At 49.1% G+C, this 26815-nt stretch carries 28 protein-coding genes; 19 read left to right on the forward strand and 9 right to left on the reverse strand.

Annotated elements, in window-relative coordinates; genetic code table 11:
* Positions 1-316 precede the first annotated feature (316 nt).
* The 18 genes from ABC831_RS19635 to ABC831_RS19720 all read left to right on the forward strand — a co-directional run bounded on the left by ABC831_RS19635 (position 317) and on the right by ABC831_RS19720 (position 17756).
* Positions 317-670 (forward strand): hypothetical protein, encoded by a 354-nt coding sequence (locus ABC831_RS19635; RefSeq protein ID WP_343249766.1) that lies wholly within the window; start codon positions 317-319, stop codon positions 668-670.
* Between the two features lie 883 nt (positions 671-1553).
* On the forward strand, positions 1554-1949 hold the full coding sequence (locus tag ABC831_RS19640; protein WP_343249767.1) for a zinc ribbon domain-containing protein: 396 nt from the start codon (positions 1554-1556) through the stop codon (positions 1947-1949).
* Positions 1950-1951: 2 nt separating this feature from the next.
* Positions 1952-2791, forward strand: a complete 840-nt coding sequence (locus ABC831_RS19645) for a DUF5685 family protein (RefSeq protein WP_343249768.1) — start codon at positions 1952-1954, stop codon at positions 2789-2791.
* Complete coding sequence (locus ABC831_RS19650; protein ID WP_343249769.1) at positions 2788-3444, forward strand: J domain-containing protein; 657 nt, start codon at positions 2788-2790, stop codon at positions 3442-3444. Before ABC831_RS19645 ends, ABC831_RS19650 begins: the two co-directional genes overlap by 4 nt.
* A gap of 302 nt (positions 3445-3746) precedes the next feature.
* Entirely contained in the window at positions 3747-4988 is a 1242-nt protein-coding gene (locus ABC831_RS19655) for an AfsR/SARP family transcriptional regulator (RefSeq protein ID WP_343249770.1), read from the forward strand.
* A 460-nt stretch (positions 4989-5448) separates the two neighbouring features.
* Entirely contained in the window at positions 5449-5916 is a 468-nt protein-coding gene (locus tag ABC831_RS19660) for a hypothetical protein (protein WP_343249771.1), read from the forward strand.
* Entirely contained in the window at positions 5913-9173 is a 3261-nt protein-coding gene (locus ABC831_RS19665) for a DUF7604 domain-containing protein (protein ID WP_343249772.1), read from the forward strand. The genes ABC831_RS19660 and ABC831_RS19665 overlap by 4 nt, the downstream gene beginning before the upstream one ends.
* Positions 9174-9199: 26 nt before the next feature.
* On the forward strand, positions 9200-9877 hold the full coding sequence (locus ABC831_RS19670) for a hypothetical protein (RefSeq protein ID WP_343249773.1): 678 nt from the start codon (positions 9200-9202) through the stop codon (positions 9875-9877).
* A 12-nt stretch (positions 9878-9889) separates the two neighbouring features.
* On the forward strand, positions 9890-10516 hold the full coding sequence (locus tag ABC831_RS19675; RefSeq protein WP_343249774.1) for a BsaA family SipW-dependent biofilm matrix protein: 627 nt from the start codon (positions 9890-9892) through the stop codon (positions 10514-10516).
* 97 nt (positions 10517-10613) lie between these two features.
* Positions 10614-11459, forward strand: coding sequence for a BsaA family SipW-dependent biofilm matrix protein (locus tag ABC831_RS19680; protein ID WP_343249775.1), 846 nt, complete (start codon positions 10614-10616; stop codon positions 11457-11459).
* Between the two features lie 97 nt (positions 11460-11556).
* On the forward strand, positions 11557-12432 hold the full coding sequence (locus ABC831_RS19685; RefSeq protein WP_343249776.1) for a BsaA family SipW-dependent biofilm matrix protein: 876 nt from the start codon (positions 11557-11559) through the stop codon (positions 12430-12432).
* Between the two features lie 30 nt (positions 12433-12462).
* Positions 12463-12984: a signal peptidase I gene (locus ABC831_RS19690; RefSeq protein WP_343249777.1), complete on the forward strand. Its 522-nt coding sequence runs from the start codon at positions 12463-12465 to the stop codon at positions 12982-12984.
* Positions 12968-13813: a BsaA family SipW-dependent biofilm matrix protein gene (locus tag ABC831_RS19695; protein WP_343249778.1), complete on the forward strand. Its 846-nt coding sequence runs from the start codon at positions 12968-12970 to the stop codon at positions 13811-13813. Before ABC831_RS19690 ends, ABC831_RS19695 begins: the two co-directional genes overlap by 17 nt.
* Positions 13814-13857: 44 nt before the next feature.
* On the forward strand, positions 13858-14529 hold the full coding sequence (locus tag ABC831_RS19700; RefSeq protein ID WP_343249779.1) for a SipW-dependent-type signal peptide-containing protein: 672 nt from the start codon (positions 13858-13860) through the stop codon (positions 14527-14529).
* Entirely contained in the window at positions 14510-15043 is a 534-nt protein-coding gene (locus ABC831_RS19705) for a signal peptidase I (protein WP_343249780.1), read from the forward strand. The genes ABC831_RS19700 and ABC831_RS19705 overlap by 20 nt, the downstream gene beginning before the upstream one ends.
* Positions 15040-15732 (forward strand): hypothetical protein, encoded by a 693-nt coding sequence (locus tag ABC831_RS19710; RefSeq protein ID WP_343249781.1) that lies wholly within the window; start codon positions 15040-15042, stop codon positions 15730-15732. Before ABC831_RS19705 ends, ABC831_RS19710 begins: the two co-directional genes overlap by 4 nt.
* 29 nt (positions 15733-15761) lie before the next feature.
* On the forward strand, positions 15762-16565 hold the full coding sequence (locus ABC831_RS19715) for a sortase B protein-sorting domain-containing protein (protein ID WP_343249782.1): 804 nt from the start codon (positions 15762-15764) through the stop codon (positions 16563-16565).
* Positions 16566-16736: 171 nt separating this feature from the next.
* Positions 16737-17756 carry a hypothetical protein gene (locus tag ABC831_RS19720; protein WP_343249783.1) on the forward strand — a complete coding sequence of 340 codons (1020 nt, stop codon included), beginning with the start codon at positions 16737-16739 and terminating at the stop codon, positions 17754-17756.
* Positions 17757-17910: 154 nt separating this feature from the next.
* Here the strand turns inward: ABC831_RS19720 and aroE are convergent, their stop codons facing one another.
* Positions 17911-18771, reverse strand: coding sequence for a shikimate dehydrogenase (gene aroE / locus ABC831_RS19725; RefSeq protein WP_343249784.1), 861 nt, complete (start codon positions 18769-18771; stop codon positions 17911-17913).
* A 30-nt stretch (positions 18772-18801) separates the two neighbouring features.
* Positions 18802-19170, reverse strand: coding sequence for a VOC family protein (locus ABC831_RS19730; RefSeq protein WP_343249785.1), 369 nt, complete (start codon positions 19168-19170; stop codon positions 18802-18804).
* A 533-nt stretch (positions 19171-19703) separates the two neighbouring features.
* On the opposite strand from ABC831_RS19730, the gene ABC831_RS19735 reads away from it, so the two are divergent.
* A complete protein-coding gene (locus ABC831_RS19735; protein ID WP_343249786.1) occupies positions 19704-20531 on the forward strand; it encodes a MerR family transcriptional regulator in 828 nt (275 codons plus the stop codon).
* 66 nt (positions 20532-20597) lie between these two features.
* Here ABC831_RS19735 and ABC831_RS19740 read toward each other — a convergent pair whose 3' ends face one another.
* From ABC831_RS19740 to ABC831_RS19770, 7 genes are all read right to left on the reverse strand, one after another.
* Complete coding sequence (locus ABC831_RS19740; RefSeq protein ID WP_343249787.1) at positions 20598-20813, reverse strand: hypothetical protein; 216 nt, start codon at positions 20811-20813, stop codon at positions 20598-20600.
* Between the two features lie 117 nt (positions 20814-20930).
* Positions 20931-21407, reverse strand: a complete 477-nt coding sequence (locus ABC831_RS19745; RefSeq protein ID WP_343249788.1) for an SAM-dependent methyltransferase — start codon at positions 21405-21407, stop codon at positions 20931-20933.
* 87 nt (positions 21408-21494) lie between these two features.
* The gene (locus ABC831_RS19750; protein ID WP_343249789.1) at positions 21495-22673 is read right to left on the reverse strand and encodes an ROK family protein; all 1179 of its coding nucleotides are present in this window, start codon (positions 22671-22673) and stop codon (positions 21495-21497) included.
* A gap of 10 nt (positions 22674-22683) precedes the next feature.
* The gene (locus ABC831_RS19755; RefSeq protein ID WP_343249790.1) at positions 22684-23814 is read right to left on the reverse strand and encodes a carbohydrate kinase family protein; all 1131 of its coding nucleotides are present in this window, start codon (positions 23812-23814) and stop codon (positions 22684-22686) included.
* 13 nt (positions 23815-23827) lie between these two features.
* Positions 23828-24757, reverse strand: a complete 930-nt coding sequence (locus ABC831_RS19760) for a class II fructose-bisphosphate aldolase (protein WP_343249791.1) — start codon at positions 24755-24757, stop codon at positions 23828-23830.
* 27 nt (positions 24758-24784) lie between these two features.
* Positions 24785-25327 carry a D-lyxose/D-mannose family sugar isomerase gene (locus ABC831_RS19765; protein ID WP_343249792.1) on the reverse strand — a complete coding sequence of 181 codons (543 nt, stop codon included), beginning with the start codon at positions 25325-25327 and terminating at the stop codon, positions 24785-24787.
* 463 nt (positions 25328-25790) lie between these two features.
* Positions 25791-26681 (reverse strand): helix-turn-helix domain-containing protein, encoded by an 891-nt coding sequence (locus ABC831_RS19770; protein WP_343249793.1) that lies wholly within the window; start codon positions 26679-26681, stop codon positions 25791-25793.
* Positions 26682-26815 lie beyond the last annotated feature (134 nt).

Below are 26815 nucleotides of genomic sequence, written 5' to 3' on the forward strand. Positions count from 1 at the left end.
CAGGAACCGGGCCAATTCACCAGGAACGCATGATGCGTTCCCGGTTCAGTGGCCCTTGCCCGTCGGACGTGAAGTCCGCCGTGCATCCTGAATCTGCGGCCTGGATTTCACTAAGCAGCAGCACAGCCGCCCTATGCCCGCCAAAGGACAGGCGCCCGCCCCGCCTCCCCCAAACAGGAGCCTCCCCTTCTGTCCCCCAGAGGGCTTCCCTGCGTTGGTGAAAGCAAAGCTGTGAAGTCCATCATAACTATGTACGATAGGGAGTCTGCTCCCTTAGATTAACCCTTTAACCGGATATTCGGCAGGCGGCGAAACAATGTCACAGGCGGTATCAATGCGCCCCGATTTGTATGCGGCATATTTGCACGGGGCTTCAAAATGGGATGGTGATTACCAGCCGATAGCGCAGAAGGATGTTTCCGTATATATCTTTATGGCTGAAAATGATGAGTATTACGGCTCTGCAAAGGCACGCTCTGCTTATGACGGATTGGAAGCGGCTTACCGTGAAAAGGGATATACAGATGAACAAATCGGCGAATTGTTGACACTCGAAATTCCCGACAACGAATACTTTAACAGCCGTGGTATTTATAACTATCACGGCGGCAATGTCGTGTTTGATGATGAAACTGTTTTGAATTGGATTCTTTCAAAAAGCAAAACATAAGAAATTCAATAAAAGCACAATGTGTTTTGCCTATTGTAAATCGGCGACCGTCGCCATTTTAGAGAAAGATTTTTCCGTAGAATATAAGAATAGGAAAAGCGGGAGTGTACCGCCCATTTCCTCAAATATAGATTTCATGATAACAGCTCCTTTCTGCGCTGAATTTGTAGCGGTTATAAGTTTTTTCTACACCTTTCCTATAACTGCTTTTCCATTCACCACAAATGAGCCGCAGTCATATGTATTAGATGGTAGAAACCACCCTTTACATATTAAATCTTGTTATGCAATAACACTCTATTATACGTAAACACCCTGTTATACATTGACGCTCTGATATGTATTAACATTCTGTTATGTATTCCCTCCTGTTAAACATCAGTACTTTATTATTCATTAATACTTCACACCTAACCGAACATGGAACGAGGCATTATTTAAAGCAGGGGAGAGAGGGACGGGGCGGAGTCTTGGATCGGGGGCGGCATCTCTCGCGGGGCCAAATCACTTGAGGCCGGGCCTTAGACCGGGTTACGCAGAAGGCAGGAGAACCTCGCAGGGCCCGGAACACTGTCCGAGCCGTTTTTTTGGCGAGTTTGTTCCGGGCCCTGCCAATAAGAGGTTCTCCTGCCTTCGGAGTTACCCGGTCTTAGGCCCGGCCGAAGTGATTTGGCCCCGCGAGAGATGCCGCCCCCGGTCCAAGACTCCGCCCCGTCCCTCTCTCCCCGGACCCCCAAAAAATCCCCCCATCCCAAACCCGACCGTAAAAGCAAAATAGTTCACAAAACTTTTAGAAAAATATAATGAGTGGTTTATTGACTTCCGGGGGAAGAGGGTATAAAGTTACCAAATAGAATATGCGGCAGAGGAGATTGGGATAGAGATGAAGGAGAAGTTGCAGAGGTTTATGATGGGGCGCTACGGCGCGGACGCGCTGGGGAAATTTATGATCGGGCTGGCGTTGGTTCTTTTGGTGGTTAGTATATTTTTCAGGAGAGGGCCGTGGTATTTATTGGCTCTGGTTGTTTTGATACTTACCTATTTTCGGATGTTCTCCAGAAATGTACAGAAGAGGTATTCGGAGAATCAGTGGTACTTGAAGAAGATCGGGCCGGTGAAGGGCTGGTTCGCCCGTCAGAAATCTTATGCGGCCCAGAGAAAGACGCATCATATCTATACCTGTCCCAACTGTAAACAGAAAATCCGGGTTCCCAAGGGAAAAGGGAAGATCAGTATCCGGTGCTCGAAATGCGGTACGGAATTCGTTAAGAGGAGCTAGGAATGTTCGGATATATTACCATTAATGCACCGGAATTAAAGATCAGGGACTACCAGACGTATCATAGTTTTTACTGCGGGATGTGCCGGAGCTTAAAGAAGAAGTACGGGAGGTTTGGCCAGCTGGCGTTGAATTATGATCTGACTTTTTTGGCTATGCTGCAGACTGGTTTATATGAACAGCCGGAAGAGGTGGACAGGCGCTTCTGCGCGTTACACCCGACCAGGAAGATGGAGGTATGCAGTAATCTGGCGGTGGAATACGCGGCGGATATGACGATGCTGCTGGCTTATTTTCAGTATCTGGATCACTGGGAGGATGACGGAAACGCGGCTTATCTGGCGGAGGCGGCTGTGCTGAGGAAGAAGGTAAGGAAACTGTCGGGCCAGTATCCCAGGCAGTTCAGCGCTGTGGTCCGTTATGTAAAATTGTTAAGGCTGGCGCAGCAAAAGGGTGAGTCGGACCTGGATGTGATCGCCGGACTCACCGGTACTATGCTGGGTGAGATCTTTGTCATGCAGGAGGATGAGTGGAGCGATACCCTTCGGAAAACGGGTTTTTTCCTGGGCAAATTTATCTATCTGATGGATGCATACGAGGATCTGGAGAAGGATGAGAAGAAGGGAAGTTATAATCCTCTCTCCTTCTGGAAAGAAAAAGAGCCGTTTGATGAGTGGTGCCGGTCGATCCTGACATATATGATGGCGGACTGCTGCAGGGAATTCGAGAGGCTTCCGATTTTACTTCATGTGGACATCTTAAGGAATATCCTGTATTCTGGTGTATGGACGAAATTCGATCAGATCACGCAGAAGCGGGCGAAGGAGGGGATCGGGGGATGAATCCATACGAGGTACTGGGGGTGACACCTGCGGCCACGGATGAGGAGATTAAGAAAGCCTACCGCAGATTGAGCAGGAGATACCATCCGGACGCGAATATCGGTAAGCCGGGGGAAAAAGAGGCCGAGGAGAAGTTCAAGGAAGTACAGCAGGCCTATAACGCGATTATAAAAGACCGGGAGAACGGCTATTCTTCCTATGGGAGCAATTACGGGGGCGGCTTTGGCGGCGGTTTCGGAAGTTTCTATGGGAACGGCGGTTTTAACAGGCAGCAGGGCGGCTATCAGGACACTGCTTCCGTGGAGATGCAGGCTGCGGCCAATTACATTAATTCGGGACATTATAAGGAAGCGCTCCATGTGCTGGAGGGAATCCGTAACCGGGATGCCAGATGGTATTATTTCAGCGCGGTTGCCAACGCGGGTATGGGAAATAACATAAGGGCTATGGATATGGCCAGGCAGGCCGCAGCTATGGAGCCTTCGAATCAGGAGTATCAGCTTCTGGTACAGCGTCTGGAGGCCGGCGGCAGCTGGTATGGGACCATGGGAAAAGCCTATGGCGGACAGCCGGCAGCCGGCATGAATAATCTGTGCTGTCAGCTTTTGCTTTGTAATATGCTCTGTAACTGCTGTTTTTGCAGGCCGTATTAGCGGCTGGAATCCAGAATCTGAATTTATTACATAGGTCCGGGAGCGGGCCGGCGCAGGGAGTGGAGGGACCGGAAATGGGCGGATACCCCTTGCGACGGCCTGCTCCTGTATTGATTATAAGTACTGCCTATATAATAGGAAACTTTTTTGAAAATCCTGCCCCAAACTGCGTTTTTGTAACCGAAGGTGGGTTGACGCTGCTTCTTTAATTGAATATAATTATATAAGCCAAGAAGGATTTGTGCATTTTGGACAACGGCTAACGGGTGCGGTTGTAGTGCCAGGGGTAAAGGAGAATTAAGATGCAGGATAGTGAAAAGGCTCTAAAAGTGCAGATGTTGGGTGGATTTAATGTTACATATAAAGAGAAAACCGTGTCATTTGGCAGAAATAATATGGCAAAATCCATTCAGCTTTTTCAGATAATGATGTTACATATGGATAAGGGCATAGGAAAAAGTACACTGGTAGAGGCTTTGTATGGACGGGATGAGGTGGAGAACGGGAACAGCAGTCTGAATAACACGATATTCAGGCTAAGAAGGCAGCTGGAGGCCGCGGGCTTGCCGGAAGATCCCTATATTGAGATCAAAAGCGGTGTGTGCACATGGAGTAAGAACATTCCGGTGTGGGTCGATGTACACGAATTCGGGAAGTTAGTGGAGAAGGCGGAAGAAGCGCCGGACCCCTATGAAAAGACTTCTTTCTATATACAAGCCTGCGGTCTTTACCGCGGCGAGTTTCTGCCTATTATGATAGGAGAGGAATGGGCCACCGTGGCCAATGTCTCATATCAGGAAATGTATTTTAAATGTCTGCGGGAAGTAAGTGAACTTCTGAAACAGCAGCGGGAATATGAAAAAGTGTATCAGCTCTGCACCACGGCGGCACAGATCTACCCCTTTGAGGAATGGCAGATCTTAAGAATCGACAGCCTGATTGCCATGAACAGATATAAAGAGGCAATGGATGTGTATGAAGAAGCCACGAAGATGTTTTTTGATGAGCTGGGGCTGACGCCGTCTAAGAAAATGCTGGACCGTTTCCAGGCGATGAGCGGCCATATACAGCTGCCGGTGGGAAGTCTGACGGACATTAAGGAAGAGATCAGGGAAGAAAGCCATGAGGAAGGCGCCTACTATTGTACATTTCCCAGCTTTATTGACAACTACCGGCTGGTGAGCCGGATGATGGAGAGAAATGGAATATCCTCTTTCCTGATGCTGTGTACCCTGACAGACTCGACTGGCAGGCCTCTGGAGAAGACGGAGAAAACCCGTGACGTATCCGAACGTTTTCAGATGGCAGTGCGCAGGTCCTTAAGGAGGGGAGATCTATATACCAGGTATAGCCCCTGCCAATTTTTACTGTTATTGTCCGGAACAAATCAGGAGAATTGCTCGGTCATTTCCCGCAGGATAGATAAAACCTTTAAAGAAGAGGGCGGCGGAAGAAATAAGATCAGATATCTGGTGACTTCTGTGGTGGATATGAAAGATCACGAGGCAGATAAGCTGAGTTTCAGCAATGTAACCTGGAATTAAAAAGAGCATTGGTTTGAAATTACGCGTCAGACTAGAACGTTTTCGGGATTGACGAAAGAGATAGAGAAATAGTATGTGTGATAAAATAATTGTATAGATAGATTACTTCATGTATGTGATGGAATGTTGAAGCCGGTAACGGTTTTACCTCCTGAGCAAGTATAGGTTGTGACCTGCATAGTCCGCTATGCAGGTCTTTTTTTATTTCATAGGAAAGTGCTCCTATGAAATAAAACGCTCCGCGGGGATCGCACTACAGCGGAAAGGAAGATGCCGCTTACGCGGCCCGCCATAGGCGGAGAGTTTCACAAGCGAAACTCTTTTTCATTCCGTTCGATTAGAAGTATTTCACGATACTTTCACAGCTGCTGATATTTCTACAAAAAAAGTATTTGCGAAAGAGATTGCGAAATACCGTTTTTGTTATATTGTGTTTAGAAGTTGCTGGGAGGCGGAGAAAATGTGTAGATCCAATATGAGCTATTCGGCCCCCGATATTTTGAATCTTTGTATCGATGATACCCGAAACGGTGAGGGAAGCGGAAGAATCTATCATTGTTACACCAAGGAGCCGATCTTGTTTGAGAACGAGTATCAGATGATCAGACATATGGAACGCCTTTTTGAGAGTATCAATTATCCGCAGGCATCTACGAAGGACCGTTTATTTATAGAACGAAGAGAGGTAGAGCTAAAGGAGGCGGTAAAAGTCATGGATCCAAACGAGATCACCAACAAGGGCGGAGAGAAAGGTACTTTTATCGTACATGTACAGTACCGCCAAAATGCTACCTGGCAGGGGGAAGTGGTCTGGGCCGAGAAAAAGATTACCAAGAGTTTCAGAAGTGCTTTAGAACTGTTAAAGCTGATCGATAGTGCGTTGGAACAAACGGAGACAGAGGAAGCAGAGAAGAGGAGGAAATTATGAAGGATAAAAGATTTTTAACGGTGGTAGCGATTATCCTTTGCCTGACATTAATATTGGGAAATGGTTTCCCTTCCCTGGCGAGTGATGATAAGGGAGAAGGCACGGCACCGGCATCGCTGCCGGCAGTAACGGATACGCCGGAACCTGCCGGAACACCGGAGGTACCGGAAACTGAAAAACCTGCCGGAACACCGGAGGTACCGGAAACTGAAAAACCTGCCGGAACGCCGGAGGTACCGGAAACTGAAAAACCTGCCGGAACGCCGGAGGCACCGGAAGCCGAAAAAGCTGCCGGAACACCGGAGATGTCGGAAACCGCGGAGACGGAGGCACCGGAACCTTCCCAATCGCCGGCAGCAGCCGGGGAGACTGACACAGGGGATGAAGCATCAGCAGCCCCAAGTCCCACTCCTTCCTTGCCGCCCGCAGGCCTGGACGAACAGGCGGATATCCCTGCGGCCGGAGAAGCGAAAGAAGATCTGCAGGGCTTCGAAGCAGATTACACGGATGAGGACGTAAGTATAGAAGTAACCGCGCTGCCGGGGGTATTGCCCAAAGATGCAGTATTGAAGGTGGTACCGATCATATGGCAGGAGATACCGGAAGAGACAGAGGCGGATGAAAGAAGCAGGCTGGAAGAAATAAACTCAAAATATGATCTGACCTTATCAAAACTGGAAGAGTCGGTTGCGGATCAGGAAGACACGATAATCGTGGGATTCAAAGCCTATGATATCAGCTTCTATACTATAGACGGAGAAACCGGGGAAGAGAGTAAGGTAGAACCGGAGGGTGATGTTTCCGTTAAAATGAATTTTTCCACTCCGATTGTACCAGAGGAAGGGGCGGAGTCCGGTGATGCCGAAGATCCGGATAACCCGGAGAATCCTGAAAACGCGGGGAACCCTGAAAACCCGGCTAACCAGATTGCACCGTTTGCGCTTTATGAGAATGAGGTGCTGCCGGAGATCCGGCCGGCAGTTAAACATCTGAAAGAAGATGAAAATGCCGACGGCGGCGTTTCTATAGTCGATATTACGGAGCAGTCGGCCGTGGGAGTGGAAGACGGCGGCGCCATCACAGATGTGGCCTTTGTGTCCGACAGTTTTTCCGTATTTGCGGCGGCTCTGCTGGCTTCGGGGGTTCAGCCGGCTGCTGCTGGCTATAAGAACTTTTCGAATCTGAAGTTCTATAACTATAAGGATATTAACAATAGCAAGAGAGAAGAAATAGATGAGTATTATGATAACAGCACGCCGTCCCTGAGATTCCTGCAGGGTCAGACGCTGTCAAACTTAGAGGAAATCGCAAACGCGCTGGTAAACGACGGAAACACGGCGTTTGGAGACGGACTCATCGGGCCTTATGGAGAACTGAAAGCTGTAACCACCAAAAATGGCACCAGGGTACAGCAGCTGCGATATGTAAGAACCGGCGGCAGTTATAAATTCCAGTACAGTACTAACGGCAGTACGTGGTCAAGTCTGTCTGCAAGTGACAGTGATGGCCGGCTGTACTTTTACTTCCAGCTGCCTGACCGGATCGACACCGGATCGGGAGATGAAAGGCCGCTGCCTGGCTATGAGCCGGTGGAACACAATAAACGGATCGACTATCTGGGAGACGGGAATCCGAATCCGGATACAAGACTTGCCGATGAGGACAGCTACCGTTTATATCTGGACATATTAGGTATTCCCAAACAGGAAGCGGAACCGGTGGATGTGGTACTGCTCCTGGACCGCTCCGGCAGTATGGAGAATAACAAGATGGATGATGGCAGGTCAAGGCTGAAGCATTTGCAGGATGCCGCCAAGGCCGCGGTTAACACCTTTATGACAGAAGGCAGGAACAATCCCAACCGCATGTCAATTATCACGTTCAGTAATACCGCTAAGGAATATGTGTCATTTACCGAGACCAGCCTCCAGAACAAAGACACGCTCTGTCAAATCATAGATGGAGAGTACCGGGGGAAAAATATCTGGGAGAACAAGTCTGGAACGAACTATCAGTCCGGATTAAGGGAAGCCAAAAGAGTCATAGACGAGGATCAGAGCGGACGTAAAAAATATGTAATCTTCGTTACCGATGGACAGCCCACGTTTTATTATGGCCCTGACGGAACCACAATACATGGACCTGGTAACGACTGGGACGATCAGACCAAATACTGGAGTAAGTATGCTGCGGCACAGATTACCGGGATATCAGGATTTTACTCCGTGGGAATTGGTGACAGTGGATACAAGACTTATCTGACCGAACTTGCGAATCTGGTTGGGGCCAATGAAAGGATGTACTTATCCGGGAATAACACCACCCAGCTGGAAGAGACATTTTCCGCCATCGTCAGCTCCATCACGAAGCAGATATCACACGTGTCGATTACCGATACACTCAGCGGTTATGTGGATTTTGTAAAAACCACGGGAAACAGACCCCAGGCCACGAGGGAGAGCATCGGGCTGGTGGTTACGAAGCAGGGACCGGAAGATCCCCGGCCGGAAACGCTGGATCCGGACTTATACAGGATCGAGATCAACGCAAAGACAATAAATCTATACTTTGATGAGGATTACTTCCTGGAGTCGGGGACCCGCTACACCATGTCCTTCAATGTGAAGCTGACCCAGCTGGCTTACGAGACTCCGCTTAAGGATACGGGGGACCCGGACACGGATTATGACCTGATCAATCCGGTCAGCAGCGGAAGGCTGGGCCTGTACTCCAACACTACGGCACAGATCCATTACCGGGAGACGATCCGGACGGATCAGGGGTATACCTACCAGTATATGACGGAAGATTACCAGAGACCGGTAGTAGCGGCCGATGAAGGGAAATTCCGGGTTCAGAAATATATTGACAATTACCGGGAAGATCTGGCGGATGACGAATTCATGATCCAGATCCTGGGACCGGCAGAGAATCCGGTGAGAATGGGAGCGGTTCTGCAGGCAGTAAATGGAAAAGGGACCGCAAGCCCGGTGATCAAGGTGTCGAAGGCAACCAAGTTCCAGATCACGGAGACAGTTCCGCAGGAGTATGAAAAGAGCAGCACCTACCTGGTTGTCAAGGACGCCAAGACCAACCGGGAAGTGACGGGCAGGATCAGCGGCGACGGCAGTTATGTAACGGTGCAGCCGGGGGATGACCTGATCGTGGAAGTCCACAACAGTTTTGAACACACCGGGTATTTCCACAATACGGACAGCGTATTTAACCTATTCAAAGCATACAGAGGTAAAAGTTAAAGGATTGGAAGGAGGAACTGTGGAAAATGAAGTACATACCAAAACGTAATTTCAGATACCGGGTATTCCTTCCGCTGCTGGCCCTGATGGCTTTGCTGGGGATCGGCGGTACCTATGCGTGGAAGCAGTGGAACCTGTCCGTGGTGAATGAGCTGAAGTCGCATACGACGGAGACTGAAATTACAGAGAAATTTGACCAGGGTTCGTATACAGAAGCGACCAAGACAAAAGAAGTGAGTTTTAAAAACACAGGAAGTTCCTCTGCTTTTCTGAGAATGAGTTATGAGGAGTATTGGACAAAACAGGATGGAACAGATGAGATCTATCTGTCGAACACGGTGAACAACAAGGATGTAGCAGTCAAAAACTGGGCCGGCGGTTTTACGCCGGGAAGCACAGGCAGGGACTGGTGGTACGGAGGAGACGGTTGGTATTACTACACGAAGGTACTGGCTTCCCAGGGATCGACTTCGAAGGTGCTTACCAGTGTCACTTTCCCGGATTACCTGAATCCCGCCTATACGGATTACAAGGGCGCTGATTACACGCTGTATTTCAAGTCGGAGGTGGTGCAGGCCAGTGACGGACCCGGTACTCTCAACAGCGCAGAGGTGAATGCGGATGCCACAAGCACACTGTTTGGTATGAAGGCAACGGTAGACGGTCAGGGGAATGTGACCTGGTCGAAGCCGGACACGAATTAGGAGGAGTGGGAAATGAAAGATAAGTTAAACGGGCTCCCCAGGAAAACCAAATTCAGAGTTCTGCTTCTGGTCGGATTAGCCTTAGTACTCGTGGCCGGAAGTACGGTCACCTACTTTGCCAACAGCAATTCGCTGCCAAATCCATTCAACACCAATAAGGCGGAGGTTTTGGTGATGGAACAGTTTGATCCGTCCGACAAATGGGTACCCGGTGAAGAGAAAAAGAAGGAAGTCTGGTTTGAGAACGACGGAGAGCAGGATATGCTGCTTCGGTTTCAGCCGCAGATCAGCTGGAAGGACCTGGAGGGCGGTGACCTGCCGGCACAGATCCCGGACGACGCGGTGACATTGAATTACAGCCAGACGATGCCGGGCGGGAACAACACCCAGTGGATATTGATCGACGGCTGGTATTATTACAACAAAGTATTCCATGCGGGAGAGTCCACCGAACAGGTCTTAAAATCCGTAACGTTCAGCAAAACACTGACCAACGACGGACACGACGGTACAGATTACTCCAATGTACAGTGTGATGTAACCATAAAAGGGGAGACCGTACAGGCCGACGCGGATGCGGCATGGACCGTATGGGGGCGGAAAGCTGTGATCAGCGCAGAAGACGTCCGATGGAATTAAATACCATGGGATACAAACCGGTATTGCAGGCAGAAGTTAGAAAAGGGTATCATGAAAAATTCATTTATTTATAAATAGAAAACCAGGAGGAAGAAAAATGAAAAACAAAAAAATGGCAGCTGGTATCGTAGGTCTGGCAATCGTAGCTTTGGTAGGAGGATCTCTGGCTTATTTCAATCAGACGATGACCGCATCCAACAGCTTCAGCACAAAACAATATGGTTCCACCCTGACCGAGGATTTCACACCGGAAGAAGGAAAAGACTGGGAACCTGGTGTAGAGGTAAATAAGGACGTGGAAGTCATCAATACCGGAGATATGCCGGTGGTGGTACGTGTGAAGCTGGAAGAAAAATGGACCAGAGCCGGTGAGGATGCCGCCTATAAGACCAACAATGCCGCAGTAACCACGGAAGCAGTATCCCAGGCAGACCCTGAGGATGGCCTTACTCCCGCAGAAGACGGTACGGTTGTAGCGAAGAACCTGATCACCACTGGATGGACCAAGGCGGACGACGGCTGGTACTACTATAACACGCAGTTAGAAGCAGAAGCCAGCACTCAGAAATTCCTGGATTCCGTAACCCTTGCGGCAGATACCGATATGGGTAAATATACGGTAACAAAATATTACACCGAACTGGAAGATATCCAGGCAGCAGAGGCAGCCGGAGTTACCGGTGATGCAGCGACCGGATGGAAAGAATACACAGATCCGATGCCAATGACCGCGTTACATAATAAGACCGTGACCGCGGCTGATCCGGATGCAGCAGGATACAGCGGCTCCAACTACAGCCTGACCATTACCGCACAGACCTGCCAGGCCACCGACAAGGCAGTGAACGCATTCTTTGGAAAAGACGCAGATGGTGTTACACCGGTAACCATCCCCGCAGACGTACTGGCCGGCTGGAATCTCCAGGCAGAGGATATCCAGTAACATTAAGTAGATACTTTTTATCACAAGTAAACAAGAAAACATGCGGCGGTGTATGTCCGAAAAGCATACACCGGATGGAAAAGAAAGGGGATTTCACATGAAAAAGAATAAAAAAGTGCTGGTACTCAGCGGACTGTTAGTTCTGGCAATGATAGCCGGTGTATTGGCTTACTTCAATAAGACCACCACCATCAACAACCCGTTCTCCACCAAGTCTTACGGAGGAGAGACAGTCGAGAAATTCAACCCCGGCGAAGGCGAGGACTGGGAGCCCGGAGCGACGGTTGAAAAGTTAGTAACCGCCTCAAACACAGGCGACTATCCGCTGTATGTGAGAGTGAAATTTGATGAGACCTGGACCAGAAAAGACGAAAGCACGGCCTTCATCGATATCAAAGCAAATGACGCGGCCAGCGAGCCTTTAGTTAACGCGAAGAAAATCCTGAATGTATTCCAGACCAACAACGCCGACGGTGTTGCTAATGTAACCGTTGATGATACTGTAGTGGCAAAGAATCTGGTAAATATAGGCGGAGCCGATGCCAAATGGGTTGACGGCGGTGACGGATATTTCTACTACTACAAACCTCTGGAGCCTGACAACAGCACGGAAGCGCTTCTGGAATCCGTAACGTTTGCACAGGACGCAGATATGGGACTCTATGGTTCAGTGATCACTTATGCGCTTTGCGCGGACCCCGATAAGAAGCTGACTACACCTCCTGCAGACGCCGTATGGAAATCCGAGGCAGAACTGCTGGCTGGTTCCGGCGCGGCTACTGTAGCTGATTTCATGAAATTAGAACAGAATAAGGGTATGGCTCTGTTTACCAAGAACACCTCCGCCCTGGAAGCAGGACTGTCCGGATATGCGGATGCCAACTATTTACTGACCATCACCACTGACTTCGTACAGACTTCAGCAGATGCACTGGCGGCTGCAGGCTGGACACTTCCGGCTGGAGTACAGTAAGCCGGTAAACTATTGTAAAGGCTGGAAATTATGAGACTATTAAAACATATATTCAGCGTCCTTTCCTGGATTGTATTCGCGGTAATCATCGCTTATGTATTGATCGCCGCTCCCATGGTGGCGGGGTATAAGCCCGTAGTCGTATTAAGCGGAAGTATGGAGCCGAGCTACCATGTAGGCAGCGTGATCTACTACAAGAGCACCCCCTTTGAACAGATCCGGGAGGGGGACGCGATTACGTTCAAAGCAGGGGAAGACGCGCTGGTGACCCACCGGGTGACGACCAAGAATGAGATCAGCAGGACCTTTGTCACAAAGGGAGACGCGAATCCTACCGAGGACGCAAATCCGGTGGATGCCGCCAATGTGATAGGAAGAGCATCAGAGCTATCGATTCCCTATGCAGGATATTTTATATCCTACGGGAAACAGCTGCCGGTAATCATCGCTATGGCGGCGGTTATCATAATCAGTATCATATTAGACAGTCTTTATCCCAAGAAAAAGAGGGAGACAGAAAGGACTGAACAAGAGAATGAAGAGAAACAGTAAAGGAAAACTGATTTCCCTGATTGCTGTGGTATGTGTTTTCTTGATTGGAGGAACGATCGCATATTTCAGCGACCAGGAAACCAAAGAGAATACGCTGGCCATGGGCAAATTCAATTCCGATCTGCACGAGGAGTTCGATCCGCCCTCTGACTGGAAGCCCGGAGTAGAAGTCGAGAAGAAGGTAAGGGTTGATAATACCGGAACCGTCGATCTGGTCGCTGCAGCCCGGTTTGATGAGAGCTGTGTCAGAAGGGAAGACGTGTATCTGCAAAGATACAACAACGAGACCAAAGAGCTTGAGGATATCTTAGCGGCAAAAGCCGGTGAGGAACTTCCGGTGATCTTCGATATCCAAGAGCAGAATGGGCAGATCGTGTCTTACCAGGAAGTGGCTGTCAAGAAATTTGGAGCTGATGTGACAGAGTATATCGAAGGAACCGATCCTTCGGCGTATGAAGGCAAATGGGTATATACTTACGATGTGAGGAATGGTGTCTATTATTTCCTGTATATGGGGATCGTGGAAGCGGGCAAATCATCGCCGCAGCTGCTTGAGAGTGTTACCATGAACAGCAGCCTTACAAATGTTGTGTCGAATACCGAGCAGGCCTACTGGTATGACGAGGAAACCGGTGAGAATAAACAGTCATTTACGTATCAGACTTCCGAATACGGATATGATGCCGTGAATTATAAGCTGGATATCACTGCGAAAACTCTCCAGGCCAGTGAAAAAGCGATCCAGAGCGAATGGTCAACCGATACCGGGATCATACCGGATAATTTTAAGGAGCTGCTGGCATACCTGGGAAGCATGTGCGGTAAGTAGCAGCCGGTGGGATCTCTGGCAGAGAAGATAAAGGAGAAAACCTGATGAAAAAGAAAAAGAATTTGATAAAAATCATCAGTATCATGGCATTGCTTGCTGTGGTGATCGGGATAGGCGCTACACTGGCTTATTTTACCGATTATGATTTCGCTTCCAATATTATCGGTACCGGCCATGTGGACATCATCCTGACTGAGGACATGGAAGACCCTGAGAATCCGGAGGGACCGGTGATTCCCTATGTGGATCCTGTGAACCTGGAGCCGGGCGCCATGATATCCAAAATGCCGAAAATAACGGTTGCAGAGGATTCCCTGGACAGCTATGTGCGTGCGGTAGTCACGATCACGAATCCGGAAGCTGCCGTTCCTCCTGTAACGATAGAGAATATCGATATCGATGAAAATTGGGTTACCGTTGCGGATCAGCAGGAAAGCGGCAAGTGGTACTGCTATTATATCGGAGGAGAGGACGAGGGCGTCTTAAAGGCTGGAGACTCCGTATATGTATTTAACCAGATTGAATTGCCCGGAGCATGGGAACTGGAAATGAATGACCAGAAAATTCTGGTGGATGTCGTTGCGCAGGCTGTTCAGGCGGAGGGGTTCACCCCTACCTACCAAAGGGATGCGGACGGCAGAATAACCTCCTGCGCGTGGTTAAACGCGGATGGAGAAGAAGTGGAAGCGGAAGTTTATGCAGGCACGAACAAATAAGCGGACGGAAAAAAGGATGCTGCCGGGGATTTTGAACGGGATAGGAATTGTGCTGATGTTGGGTATCATCCTGATTTCCCTGCCGCTGGTGCTGCCGAAGGTGTTCGGATACCAGATCTACGGTATTCTGACAGATAGTATGGAACCTGAGTATTCCGTAGGGGAGGCGGTTTTTGTAAAACCGGTGACCCCGCAGGAAATCAAGGCGGGAGATGCGATTACTTTTCGGCTGGGTACGGACAGTGATCTGACTGCGACCCACCGGGTAGTCCGGATTGAAGAAGAGAAGCAACAGTTTATTACAAAAGGGGATGCCAATGAGTCGGAAGACACCACACCGGTCAGTTACAGCCGTGTAGTTGGAAAAGTAGTATTCGGCATTCCGCTGCTGGGTAGATTATCGTTCTATCTGCATTCCTATACAGGGGTCGTAATCTGTATCGCGGCATTCGCGGCGGTGCTGGCCCTATGGGTGGCTGCAGAGAAGTTGAAGTCAAAGGAGAGTGCAAAGTGAAAAAAAAGTTAATACTCATGGGTGTGGCGGCGGCTCTCGTTACGATAACATTAATCGGTGGGTCACTGGCCTACTTCCAGGCTACTGGCCATCAGGTGCAGCAGCAGATCAATACGAAAACACTGGAAATCCAGCTGAGTGAAGCAGGGCGGGATGGGAGTGGCAGGGAGATCTACACCGAGCTGCCGAACGGAACGATCTTCGTGGATAAGATCGCACCCGGTTCAATTATTCCGAAAGAAGTCTGTGTGACCAACACCAAGGATACCGAACTTTATGTCCGTCTCACCATCACGAAATTCTGGGGGAAGGACTCCAACAGTGGAAACGACGCGAATCTGGAGGCCTTTACAAAGGACATGAACAAGGACGCCGGCAAGATTATCCTGCAGACGGCCAATACAGCCGGGACGTCAGGAAGCGGCGACTGGATTTTACAAAGGGAAGACAAAGAACAGCTGGTTCTATATTATACAAAACCTCTGGCACCCGGGCAGAACACATCCATATTCATGAACCAGATCGAGATATCAAGTGATCTCAAAAATGAATATGCAGATCTGGGAATTGCGCTTAAAATGCAGGCAGACGCCGTGCAGACCTTAAAGGGACAGGATGCGATGATGTCGGAATGGGGTGTGCTTGCTGCCATCGACGGCGCCGGAAATATTTCAAGCATAGAAGAGTAGCCGGATACTCGGGAAAGAAGGAGGATATCATGAAAAAAAGAATAATGGCTTTGAGCATGATACTGACACTTGTGTTCGGCTTATCAACCGTTGCCTATGCGGATGATACGACTCCCACCGCGATATTTGACGGGAGTGAAGAGATCAAATACAACTATCAGGATACGAATAATTTCGGAAATGCGTTCTCCGATATGCTCCCGGGCGAGGAACGGACACAGGAGATCGTGCTGAAGAATACCTCTGATAAAACGGTGGATTTCTTCATGCGGACCGAAGTGCTGAAGGCTTTTGAGGATACGGAGCAGCGGTCCAACGCGGCTTACCAGATTACATTGACCGTGACGAAAGGATCAGATACCACGACGGTCTACGGCGGTGCAGAAGCGGATGGAAGCGTCCGGGTCGGCGGCGATGAACAGGGCCTGAAGAATATGAACGGCAGCCTGAACGACTGGCTGAAGATCGCCGCCCTGGCGAAGGGTGAGAATGCTGTGATACGCCTGCAGGTATATCTGGATGGGGAATCCCACAGCAATGACTACCAGGCGGCCGATGGAACATTCCAGTTCGAATTCCGTGCCGGATATGAGGAACCCACAGTGGTCAGGCAGCAGAACCCGGACAAAGTGGTGACGAAGACGGTGGTCACGGACGGCCCGGTCAACAGGATCGTCCGTCTGGTCCAGACCGGAGATAACGCGCCGATTTTCCTGTTTCTCATACTGGCGGCGGCAGCGGTTATCGTGCTGATCGTTGTCGTGGTGAAGAAAAAGAAAAAAGACGGTTCCGACACTGGAGAGGCGGCAAATGAGGATAAAACGGAATCATAATGTCGCTGACCGGGAAAATTTTACAAAAAAATAGCAGATGAAATAGTTGACGAAAGTGTCTGTCTGTTATAGTTAACGTAACGGGACAGAACCGGGCTCTCTAAAAGGTGTCCGCAGTTTGTCGGGAAAGGCGGAGGAGCAATGAAAAAGACTGCAAAAAGTTTATTTCGTATGGCTATCATCACCTGTCTGGGAATCTGCCTGACCTTGTCGGCAGCACCTATGACAGTAAAGGCTGATGAAAACCAGACAGTGAAAAATACATATACCGTTACCTATCGTCCGGGAAATATCGCGAGATTCAGTGACAGCCTGTATCAGGAATACGTCGGGCAATACACTAGCAGTGCGGTGACCCGCAGCCAGGCGACCGGAAGCATCAGGATCACGGTACCGGCCGGAGCTGCTTATCCCAGAGTGCCGAATGCCGGTGATGTGGAATTTGACGCGGCCCATGAGGGCAAGTATTATCTGGATACGGCCAGCTGGCCGACGCAGCAGACCGTCACGGAAAACGGTGATTATGTAGCGGATTATATCGCGTTGGTGGATTCTGTTGAATACACGGTCCGTTTTGTGGATGCGGTAAACGGCGAAGATGTGGCCCCTCCCGTGATCAGCATGGGAAATAAAAACACGAAGATTACCTATACAGCCAGAAATATCGAGGGCTATCAATATGACAGCTATGTGAAAGAGATGACTCTGGGAAGTACCGGAGCGGAGAATATCATTCAGTTCCGGTATACCAGCACAACAGGCCCCAACGTCATTATAGAGGAGATTCCCGGCAGTACCATAACCGATTATGATTACGTGCAGGGGCCCGGAACCGATATTTATGAAAATGTAACGGTCCCGGCAGCCAATGTAAACCCCGGCGGGGGCGGAGCAGATAACACAGCTTTGGAGGGAGAAGATACAACCACTATTCCTGAAGAAGAGGTACCCTTAGGCGATGGAACGCAGGGCGGGGACGAGGAAGGCGCTGCCGGAGACGAGACTGACGGCGGTCTGACGGAAATTCCCGAGGAAGAAGTCCCCCTGGGAAGCGGAGAAGAAACACCTGGAAACGTAAGCCCGTTGGTACTGGGCGGAATCTTTGCGGCAGTGATCGTACTGGGCGGAGCGGTGTTCCTTATAATCAGAAGAAAAAACCAAATGGATCATCATACATCTGAACATGAATAAGTTTACTTTCCTTTTATCGGTGCAGAGGAACCTATGTAGCAGAGCATAGGCTCCTTTTATATTGCGCGGATATTCATGCTTATGTCTATGCGCGCTTACATGCACCGATAAGGACGTTTGTACAGTAACCCAATAACGCATTCCCTCCGGGCGGCTATTGGAATTCTTTTAAGAGGGCGGCCTTCATAATATCCCTGGGGGCATCCAGACCGGTCCAGAGCTTGATATTGATTGCGCCCTGATTAACCAGCATAGCGCAGCCATTCAGCGTATGGCAGCCGCGGTTTTGGGCTTCTGTCAGGAAGGGCGTCTGAGGAGGATTCGGTATCACGTCACAGACTACCATGTGCGGGCGCAGGGAGTCATATACCAGATCGGGGGAAGTGGTATCCGGATACAGACCGATGCTGGTGGAATTAATGAGTACATCAGTGTCTGCAGGCAGCTCATAGGAGTGATCCCAAAGGACGAAATCCGCTTTTACCGGAGTTTTGGACAGCAGTAATTCAACCAGTTCTTCGCCCCGTTCTCTGCTGCGGTTTACTACGGTGATTCTTCCGGCACCGGCCAGAGCCAGTTCCACAGCGATCGCCTTAGCGGCGCCGCCTGCGCCCAGCAGAACATAATTTTTATCAGTGATAGGGATCTGATCCTCTTCCAGCGCTTTGGTAAAGCCCTTGCCGTCTGAATTTTCCCCGTATGTCTCCCCGTCCTTCAGATAGATGGTGTTTACCGCGCCGATGATGGAGGCAGCATCTGAAATGTGGTCCAGATACTTCATGACCGCTACTTTGTGGGGAATCGTACAGTTAGCTCCTTTCATGTGCAGAGCCTTTATGGATTGTACCGCGGTTCCCAGATCCTGGGGATATACCTCGAAAGCGTTGTAGATCCAGTCCAGGCCGAGAGCCTGGAAAGCGGCGTCCATGATAACTACGGTTGGGTTTTCGTCAACAGGTGAACCGAAAACAGTGATAAATTCTTTGCGGTAACATTTCTCTTTGTTGTCCGGCATAGAAAAACCTCCTTGTCCTTTGTGTTTGTTTTATTTTTTTACAGGAACTATCTCAATCCAATATCCATCGGGATCTGAGATAAAATAAATTCCCATACTTTCATTTTCATAACAGATGATTCCCATATCCTTGTGTTTCTGGTGCAGACCCTCATAATCATCGGTTACAAAGGCCAGATGGAATTCACATTCCCCCAGATTATAGGGTTCTTTTCGGCCGGCCAGCCAGGTCAGCTCCAGAGAGAATCCCGTGGCGCCGTCTCCCAGATAAACCAGACGAAAAGATCCGTCAGAAGCGGTCTTTTCCCGGACCGGCGCGAGATCCAGCGCGTCTTTGTAGAATTTCAGGCTTCTGTCCAGGTCCAGAACATTAAAATTAAAATGATTAAAATGAATCATATAACAGCTCCTTTCTTATTATGCAGCAGGGCTCCTGCTTGATATACCAGATGATTGAAAAGAAAAAATAAGCTTATGGAAAGACTCTGCCGCGACCCTGCCCGCAGGGCATGTATGAATGGTATTTACTGTTAAGTATACGTTTTTATAGAGAAGATTGCAAGACAAAGGGATACACATTTTCCAATCGCAGGGATACACATTTTCCAATCGCAGAGTACTACAATCCAATCTTATATCACAGGTTAAATTTGATTAAATGGATTCTCATATGAACGATGATAATCGTATAAACCATCTCCCGTACGAACTTCATTAATAGCATAAACAGCCCTGAAAACCACCATAAAAACCGCCATAAAACCGCTCTGTTCGGTATAACATAAAAATGACTAATCGAATCATTTTGATGCAGATATAACGCTTGAAATTATATACTCAGACGGTTAAGATATTTAAAATAGGACAAACCAAAAACCCAAAAAACCAAAAACACAAAAACCCAAAAACACAAAAACCCAGGAGGCTCCCCCATGTTTCGAATAGGAGAATTTTCAAAACTAACGCAGGTATCTATTCGGATGCTGCGGTATTATGACGAGCAGGGCCTTTTAAAACCATCAAAGACAGATCCGATTACAGGCTATCGGAGTTACACGGCAGAACAGATCCCGGTGCTTCAGCGGATCATTTTCTTAAGGGATCTGGATTTTCAGGTGAGTGAGATCTCACAGGCACTTGCCCGTTGGCAGGACAGTCCGATTACTGATCTGCTGGAGCATAAGAAGCAGGAACTGCTGGATGAGATGGCCGTGATACAGGAAAGAATGGATAAGATCGATATTGCCGTCCGGGATGTGCAGTCCAGGAAACTGGATGTTCACTGCAATGTAATTTTAAAAAGTGTACCGGAATTGTCCGTTCTGTCTCTGAGGAGACGAATTCCGGATCATTTCTGTGAAGGCGATCTCTGGCTGGAGTTGAATCGTTTCGTGTCTGAAGAACACGTGGCGCTGGATTCGGGCGTGAACAATCTGGCCCTGTTTTATGATGAGAACGAGGAGGACACGGAGGTTGATGTGGAAGTCTGCTGTCTGGTGAAAAAAGCCGGGGCCGGGCGGGGAGACTTTGTGTACCGGCGGATCGCCGCGGAAGAACGGATGGCCTGTGTGATGGTTTATGGGCCTTATCAGAATATCGGTACTGCCTATCATACGTTTGCCAGATGGCTGGAAGAACACCAGTATTATGAAATGAGGGATCCTGTTCGGCAGATCTGCCATCTCGGTCCATTTAATGAAGAGGACCCGGAACGCTATCTGACGGAGATTCAGGTGCCGTTAAAACGCAGGGATATGTAGAAAAGAAGTTTTTCCCGGATAATGGGTGGGAGTCCGCCCATATCCGGGAAAATGGTTAGAGAACTGTCAGTTCCCCTTGCTGCTCAATGGGTTACTGTGGTTTTCAAAAAAGGGATTGTTGTCCGGTTCCGGCTTATTTCCTTCCCGGTACTTAGAGTTCTGGCGGATCATTTCCGCCCGCTCCTGTTCCTGCTTTAAGGTTGTCTGATTTTGGTCCTGCCTGGCTGCTGTCTGATTTTGCTCCTGTCTGGATGTGGTTTTACTTTGGTCCTGTTGTTTCATATCGCGCCTCCGGATTATGTTAGGATAGGGATAGTTTGTGCGATCCCTTTGTTTTTATTCTATGATTAGAATGGAGGCGCTTATATAGGGAATATAGATCCCTTATTTTTATGATTTTTAGAAATTAAATTCCGCTTCCCAGTTAAAGTCCCCGGAACTCTCCACACTGTCGGGCCAATGGCTGCACCAATCGGGCACCTGTGGATGTTCGATCCGGTCTATACTGGGCGTATAGGGTTTCAGATCCAGTACCGGAGTCCCGGGATTGGCGTCGAGATAGGCCAGATGGATTTTACCTGTTTCCCACTCGATCCTCGTGATGTCCGAGACAGTCAGGGCGATGGGGTTGGGACGGAGCGGAGATCTGGTGGCAAATATACCCATCCTTTCAGGACCGTTTTTATAGGGTGACGGACACTCCAGGATGGACCGGTATTCCTCTTTGTCATAATCGCTGAACCACCAAATTACCTGAATGGCTCCGAATCCATCCAGGCCTTTCAGACAAGGCAGGAATTCCCCTTTTAACTGAATATACATCCCTTCCTCATCTGTACCTGTTTCCCCAATTGGTTTTACATAAAGCTGCTCCATGTTGTTTTCCTCCTTCATTTTTGTTGTGATTTGATCGTATACCCTCACATCATGTGAGAGTCAACAAAAATAAAGGATTCAAACCATCTAACCGAAAAATAGTTCGCCTACTCTGGAACTCCCCCGGAAAATCCCATTCAAGACACAGCAGGTACTTCCCAAAAGCTGCGCGTTATCACCGAAATGGGAGCGGAGCACAGGAATATGGTGGTCCTTGGCCAGCTTAATGGCATTGATCTGTTTCTCCATCTGCGCCACATTTTCGTCGGGGAGATAGACCGCCTCATGTCCCAGAATGATGGCCTGGGGATTCAGCAGGTTGATGGCATTGATAAGGGCGCTGGAGATCTTGTCCGTCATGTCGGATAGAATGGGCGCTATGGCGGGATGGGAGGGATCGGCACAGAATTCCCGGAAGGTTAAGTACTTTTTGGTGGCTTCCCTTAGCTGCTGCTGGATAATAGACGCGCTGGCATAGGTCTCCAGACAGCCCCGATTACCGCAGGCACACAGGTTGCCGTTATAGTCGATACTGGTGTGCCCGAGTTCGCTGCCGTAGCCGGCGGCGTTGTGATAGAGCTGGCCGCCGGATATGATGCCGGAGCCGATTCCGTTGGTGACGCCCAGAAAAATAAAATCTTCATAGCTGCGGCCGATTCCGTAGAACCGCTCGGCCAGCGCCGCGCAGTCGTAGTTATTGTCCAGATACGTGGGAACGCCGTAGCATTTCTCGAAGATCCGGACAATGGGAATATTATTGATACCGTAAAAATTAGTTGGGTTTAAGATAATCCCGTTGACTGTGTCCACAGGGCCTAAGGATGCGATCCCGATCCCGGCTATGGGGCCGGAGGCTTCTTTCTTGACCTTGTCAACCAGACCAAAGAGGATATCCAGCAGCCGGCTGCTGTCACAGTGGGAAATCTCAGCGGTTTCCAGGGCCAGCATGTGAAGTTTCAGATCGCACAGGACAGCGGAACAGGAATCACGGTTAATCAGGACGCCGATGACTTTCGGGGCATCGGGGGAGATGTCCAGATAGATGGGAGTCCGCCCAGGGGTTATCGCCCGGTCCGGCCCGGTTTCCCGGACCAGATGACGGTCGATAAATTCTGAAATGATGTTGGTAACTGACATTTTCGTAAGCCTTGATTGTTTGGAAAGCTCAATCCGGGAAATCTCATTTCCTGTAGCGATTAACTGCAGGATCAGACCGCGGTTCTGATATTTTAGATTCTGATTGTTGATTCCTGTTTTAGACGGCATGCGATAGCTCCTAATTTTTCTCCCAACCGGCATTGATTCTGGCGCGCAGCTGATCGAAGGTCAACAGACCGCTTAACGCGTCATAGGCGGCTACACAGGAGGCTCCTGTGCCTGCGGCATACTGCATGGCCTCCTGCCAGGTATTGCTGTTCAGGACCGAACACAGGAAGGCGGCGATACTGGTATCACCGGCGCCTGTTCCGGATAAGATGCGGTCGGGACGATAGCTTTTTTCAAAATGTTCCAGATTATCCCATTTTATCATAGTTTCCGGCAGTCCGCCACCGATTTGGCTGATCCGTTCCTGGCCGCCGGTGCGCAGATACAGACCGGGGGCACCGCACTTGATCAGGATAACCTTGGCGCCCATATCCAGCAGACGGTCGGCCAGAGGACGAACATCTTTTTCAATATCCAGCACGGAGGTGACATCACCGCCGGCCGCCCGCTTCATCCATTCCTGATATCTGGGCCGGTCCAGCATATAGGCCAGTTCTTCCACGCTGGGGACGAAGAAGTCCACATAAGGGAGAACCTGAGCCAGAATACCTTCCCAGTCAACCTTTCCAACCTCGGCATTTTCGTCGATGGCAGCGAAATCCAGAGAGGTGGCTACATCCATCGATTTGACCTTTTGGAATAGCTGAACCAGTTCTCTTCCGTGATCGGAATACATATTCTTCATGAGCGGCGGATAACCGAAATGGAACAGGGCGGCGTCCCCTACCAGGGAAAAATCAATATCATCCATGACAAAGGTATCATTGGCGCCCGAGCAGTGCAGAAAGATCCGGTCAATTCCCACCGGAGCCAGTACCACGGAATAGGATGTGGCGGAACCCTCGGACACGATCATGCCCTCGGAAGCGTTATATTCCTCTAATTTGGACAAGACCAGATCGCCAAAGGCATCCTTGCCGACCTTGCCCATAAGGCGTACGTCCGCCCCGAGAATCTTCATAGCCAGACCGGTGTTGGCGACCGCTCCGCCGGTATGTACATCGGCCTCCCCCATCTGAATCAGACGTCCGGGAACGAACATCTCATCGATACGCCGGATTTTTTCGTTGGGAAAGGCAGGTGTGATATCCAGACAGATATGTCCTGCGGCAATCGCCATCCTGGATTTTACGTTACCCATAAGAATCCCCCTTTTATTTTCCAAGCGTGCTGAGCACTTCTTTGGTTACCAGTTGTACGATAGCTTCGATATCAGCGGCGCTGCGATGTATTTTCCCGGTGGAACCGAACAGTTCCAGTTTTTTGATGACGGCGCTCTTAATGGCGAGAACGGCGGCAGGAATCAGATCGATCAATCCCTTTTCGATCTTGTCGAATGCCTGCAGCTCTGCTTCGACAGCCGCAATGTTGATATCGGTAAAAATATTAACCTTGCTGATCCCTTTTTCAATGGCTTTTTTAAAGTCCGCATCGGCAAGGCCGGAGCCGCCGTGCAGTACCAGAGGCACGGATACCGTCCGGGCGATGGTCTGTATGCGTTCAAAATCCAGCTTAGGGGGCAGCTTGTATGCGCCGTGAGCGGTACCCACAGCGATCGCCAGCGCGTCCACACCGGTTTTTTCTACGAAATCTTTCGCCTGTCTGGGATCGGTATAGAATTTAGAAGGATCGGTAAGCGTGGAATTACCTTCGTGAGATCCCTCATTGTCTCCCACATGTCCTAATTCCCCTTCGATGGTGGCGCCGAAAGAATGGGCGATGTCGGCCATTTCCTTTACTTTTTGGACATTGATATCATAAGGGTCTGTGGAGCAGTCGTACATGATAGAAGAAAAACCAAGCTCCAGAGCTTTGATGCAGGTTTCTTTTCTGAGACCGTGATCCAGATGGATGACCACCGGCACACGCGCCTTTTTCGCCATGGGAATCAGATAGTAGGACACTTCCTCCAGCGGACCATAGGGGAACAGAACCTCAGCGGTTCCCATAATCACGGGAGAACCGGTTTCCTCGGCCGCGCTGATGATACCTCTGGCCAATTCCAGATTGACGGCGTTAAACAAGCCCACCGCGTATTTGCCTTTTTTCGCGGGGATAAGTACATCGTTCAGATTTGCTAACATAATAAATTTCCTCCTTTTGTACCGTGCTTACTCAATAGTGGGAATACGGTTGATTCGGGTATCTGTAAAGATATCATACTCATCGTAGCAATGCGTGCTGAATTCACTGACAACAGCGCCCTCACTGCCGGCCTGGAACCAGTGTTTGGTTCCGGGATACAGCGTATACTGATCTCCGGGCTCTAATTTTATTTCGTGGAATACGGTGTAATAAGCCTCATCTCCTGCAGGCGGTGCGGCACAGCGGTTTTCGGTTGCCTCCCCCTCCACGTACAGGTATACGGTGCCCATGCGGCAGCGGAACGTCTCCTCTTTTCCGGGGTAATCCTCGCCTACAGGCGGGTGCAGATGCTCAGGGCAGGTCTGGTAAGGTAACAGAACCATTTCCTTCGCGCAGCATCTGTCAGTATTTATGTAAACAATACTTTCAAGTCCGGTACGCATCACGTCATTCAGTCCAAAATCTGCCACTTCGACAGCGTCCTCCTCCGCAGAAGTAAGCGCAATGTGTGCGCGGGAAAAGTAGGCAAGCGTTTTTTCTCTGAGTTCCAGGTAAGTTTCTTTTGTCATCGGTTATTCTCCTTCCGAAATTTGATATAGGCACATGATTGGTAAAAGAGTTTTACTAAATAAAGTATAAAGGGAAAGCGGACAGAAGTCAATCATATTTTGAAACAAATCACCATATTAAATGACGAAAATTTGGACATGGACAGATTTCTCCGAACAGTTTCCTACAGTCTCATAATTGGATAATAGGTAAAAGTGTTTTACCATAAAATGGAAGCCATAGAGACTGCTCCCGGGCAGCTCTTTACACGGAAGCAGTTGATGAAACAGATATGAAGATTTATATTATCCGTTAGAATTAAGCAGGTTTCCAATATGCTTTTTTTCGAAAAACATTTCTTTCTTGGTGGTGACAAGCAACAGCGCAGCGAATGTTATTACGGCGGCGGTAATCCAAAAGGATCAGGTGAGTGCAAAGCAGGTTATATAGAAGCGGACGGGCTTGCAGGTGTAGTTTTCCATGCTACCGCGCCCCCTCTGCTAAGGTGCAGATAATAAGTTCGCTTTTTAATCCGTTGAGTTCGATTACGTTGTCGGCATCCGGAGTGCAGAACGCTTCTGCGGGTGTTCCGTTTTTTTCATAGGTTATGCTGGTTCTGATCCCTTTGGATATGGCAGCAAAAGGAACTTCCCCGGGAACGCATATTCTTGAGGTTGCCGAAACCTGATTGATTTCCACTGCGCCGTTCAGGGAATGGCATACGATGTTCAGGTCCAGATTACAATCGATCTCTAAGGTACCGGTCACGCCGTCCAAGTCAATATTTTTTGCTTTGGCATTCAGCTGAATACTGCCGCACTCTAACGTGTGCAGTTCAAGCGTTTCCGCATTGACCGCCGCCTCTATTTTTTCCGTATACTGGTTGGGCAGCTGTACGAAAATGATTAGGGATTCTTTGGCGGCAGCTTCCGTCATACCATGGATGCGGCTGATATCTACGTCCAATCGCTTTTTATTATCATCAATTTTTACCTTAAAATCGCTCTGGAGCGTTACTAATGTGTTTGAAACCAGCCTAACACGGATTTTTTCACTATCGCAGCCGGTCAGGACGAGCATTTTAGCACCGCCTAATTTCATATCATAGCGTTTAGGCTCAGCGATATCATACTCGGTTACACTCTCATAGAGAAATTCTGTCTGCTTCTTCAGTGATTTCTTATCGGATAGGAACTCGTCGATGGAAATACCAAACAAGGCGGAGAGAGCCAGAATATTATCAATATCGGGAATCCCTGTGTCTGTTTCCCATTTTGTAATCGCCTGTCTGGATACGCCGATCTTCTCGGCCAGTTTTTCCTGAGACATACCAGCCTGTTTTCTGAGTGTTTTCAGTTTTTCTGCAAATGTCATTATTGTAGACCTCCATGATTTGATAGGCCAATTATAGGTCTGCTCCAGGTTGCATTACAAGAAAGTACAGGTGGCATCCGGTGCTTTTTTGCTACTTTGCGTGTCAATTTGTACAGTGATGATTCTGCCGTAAA

The organism is Diplocloster hominis (assembly GCF_032380655.1).
GTDB classification, from domain to species: Bacteria; Bacillota; Clostridia; order Lachnospirales; family Lachnospiraceae; genus Diplocloster; species Diplocloster hominis.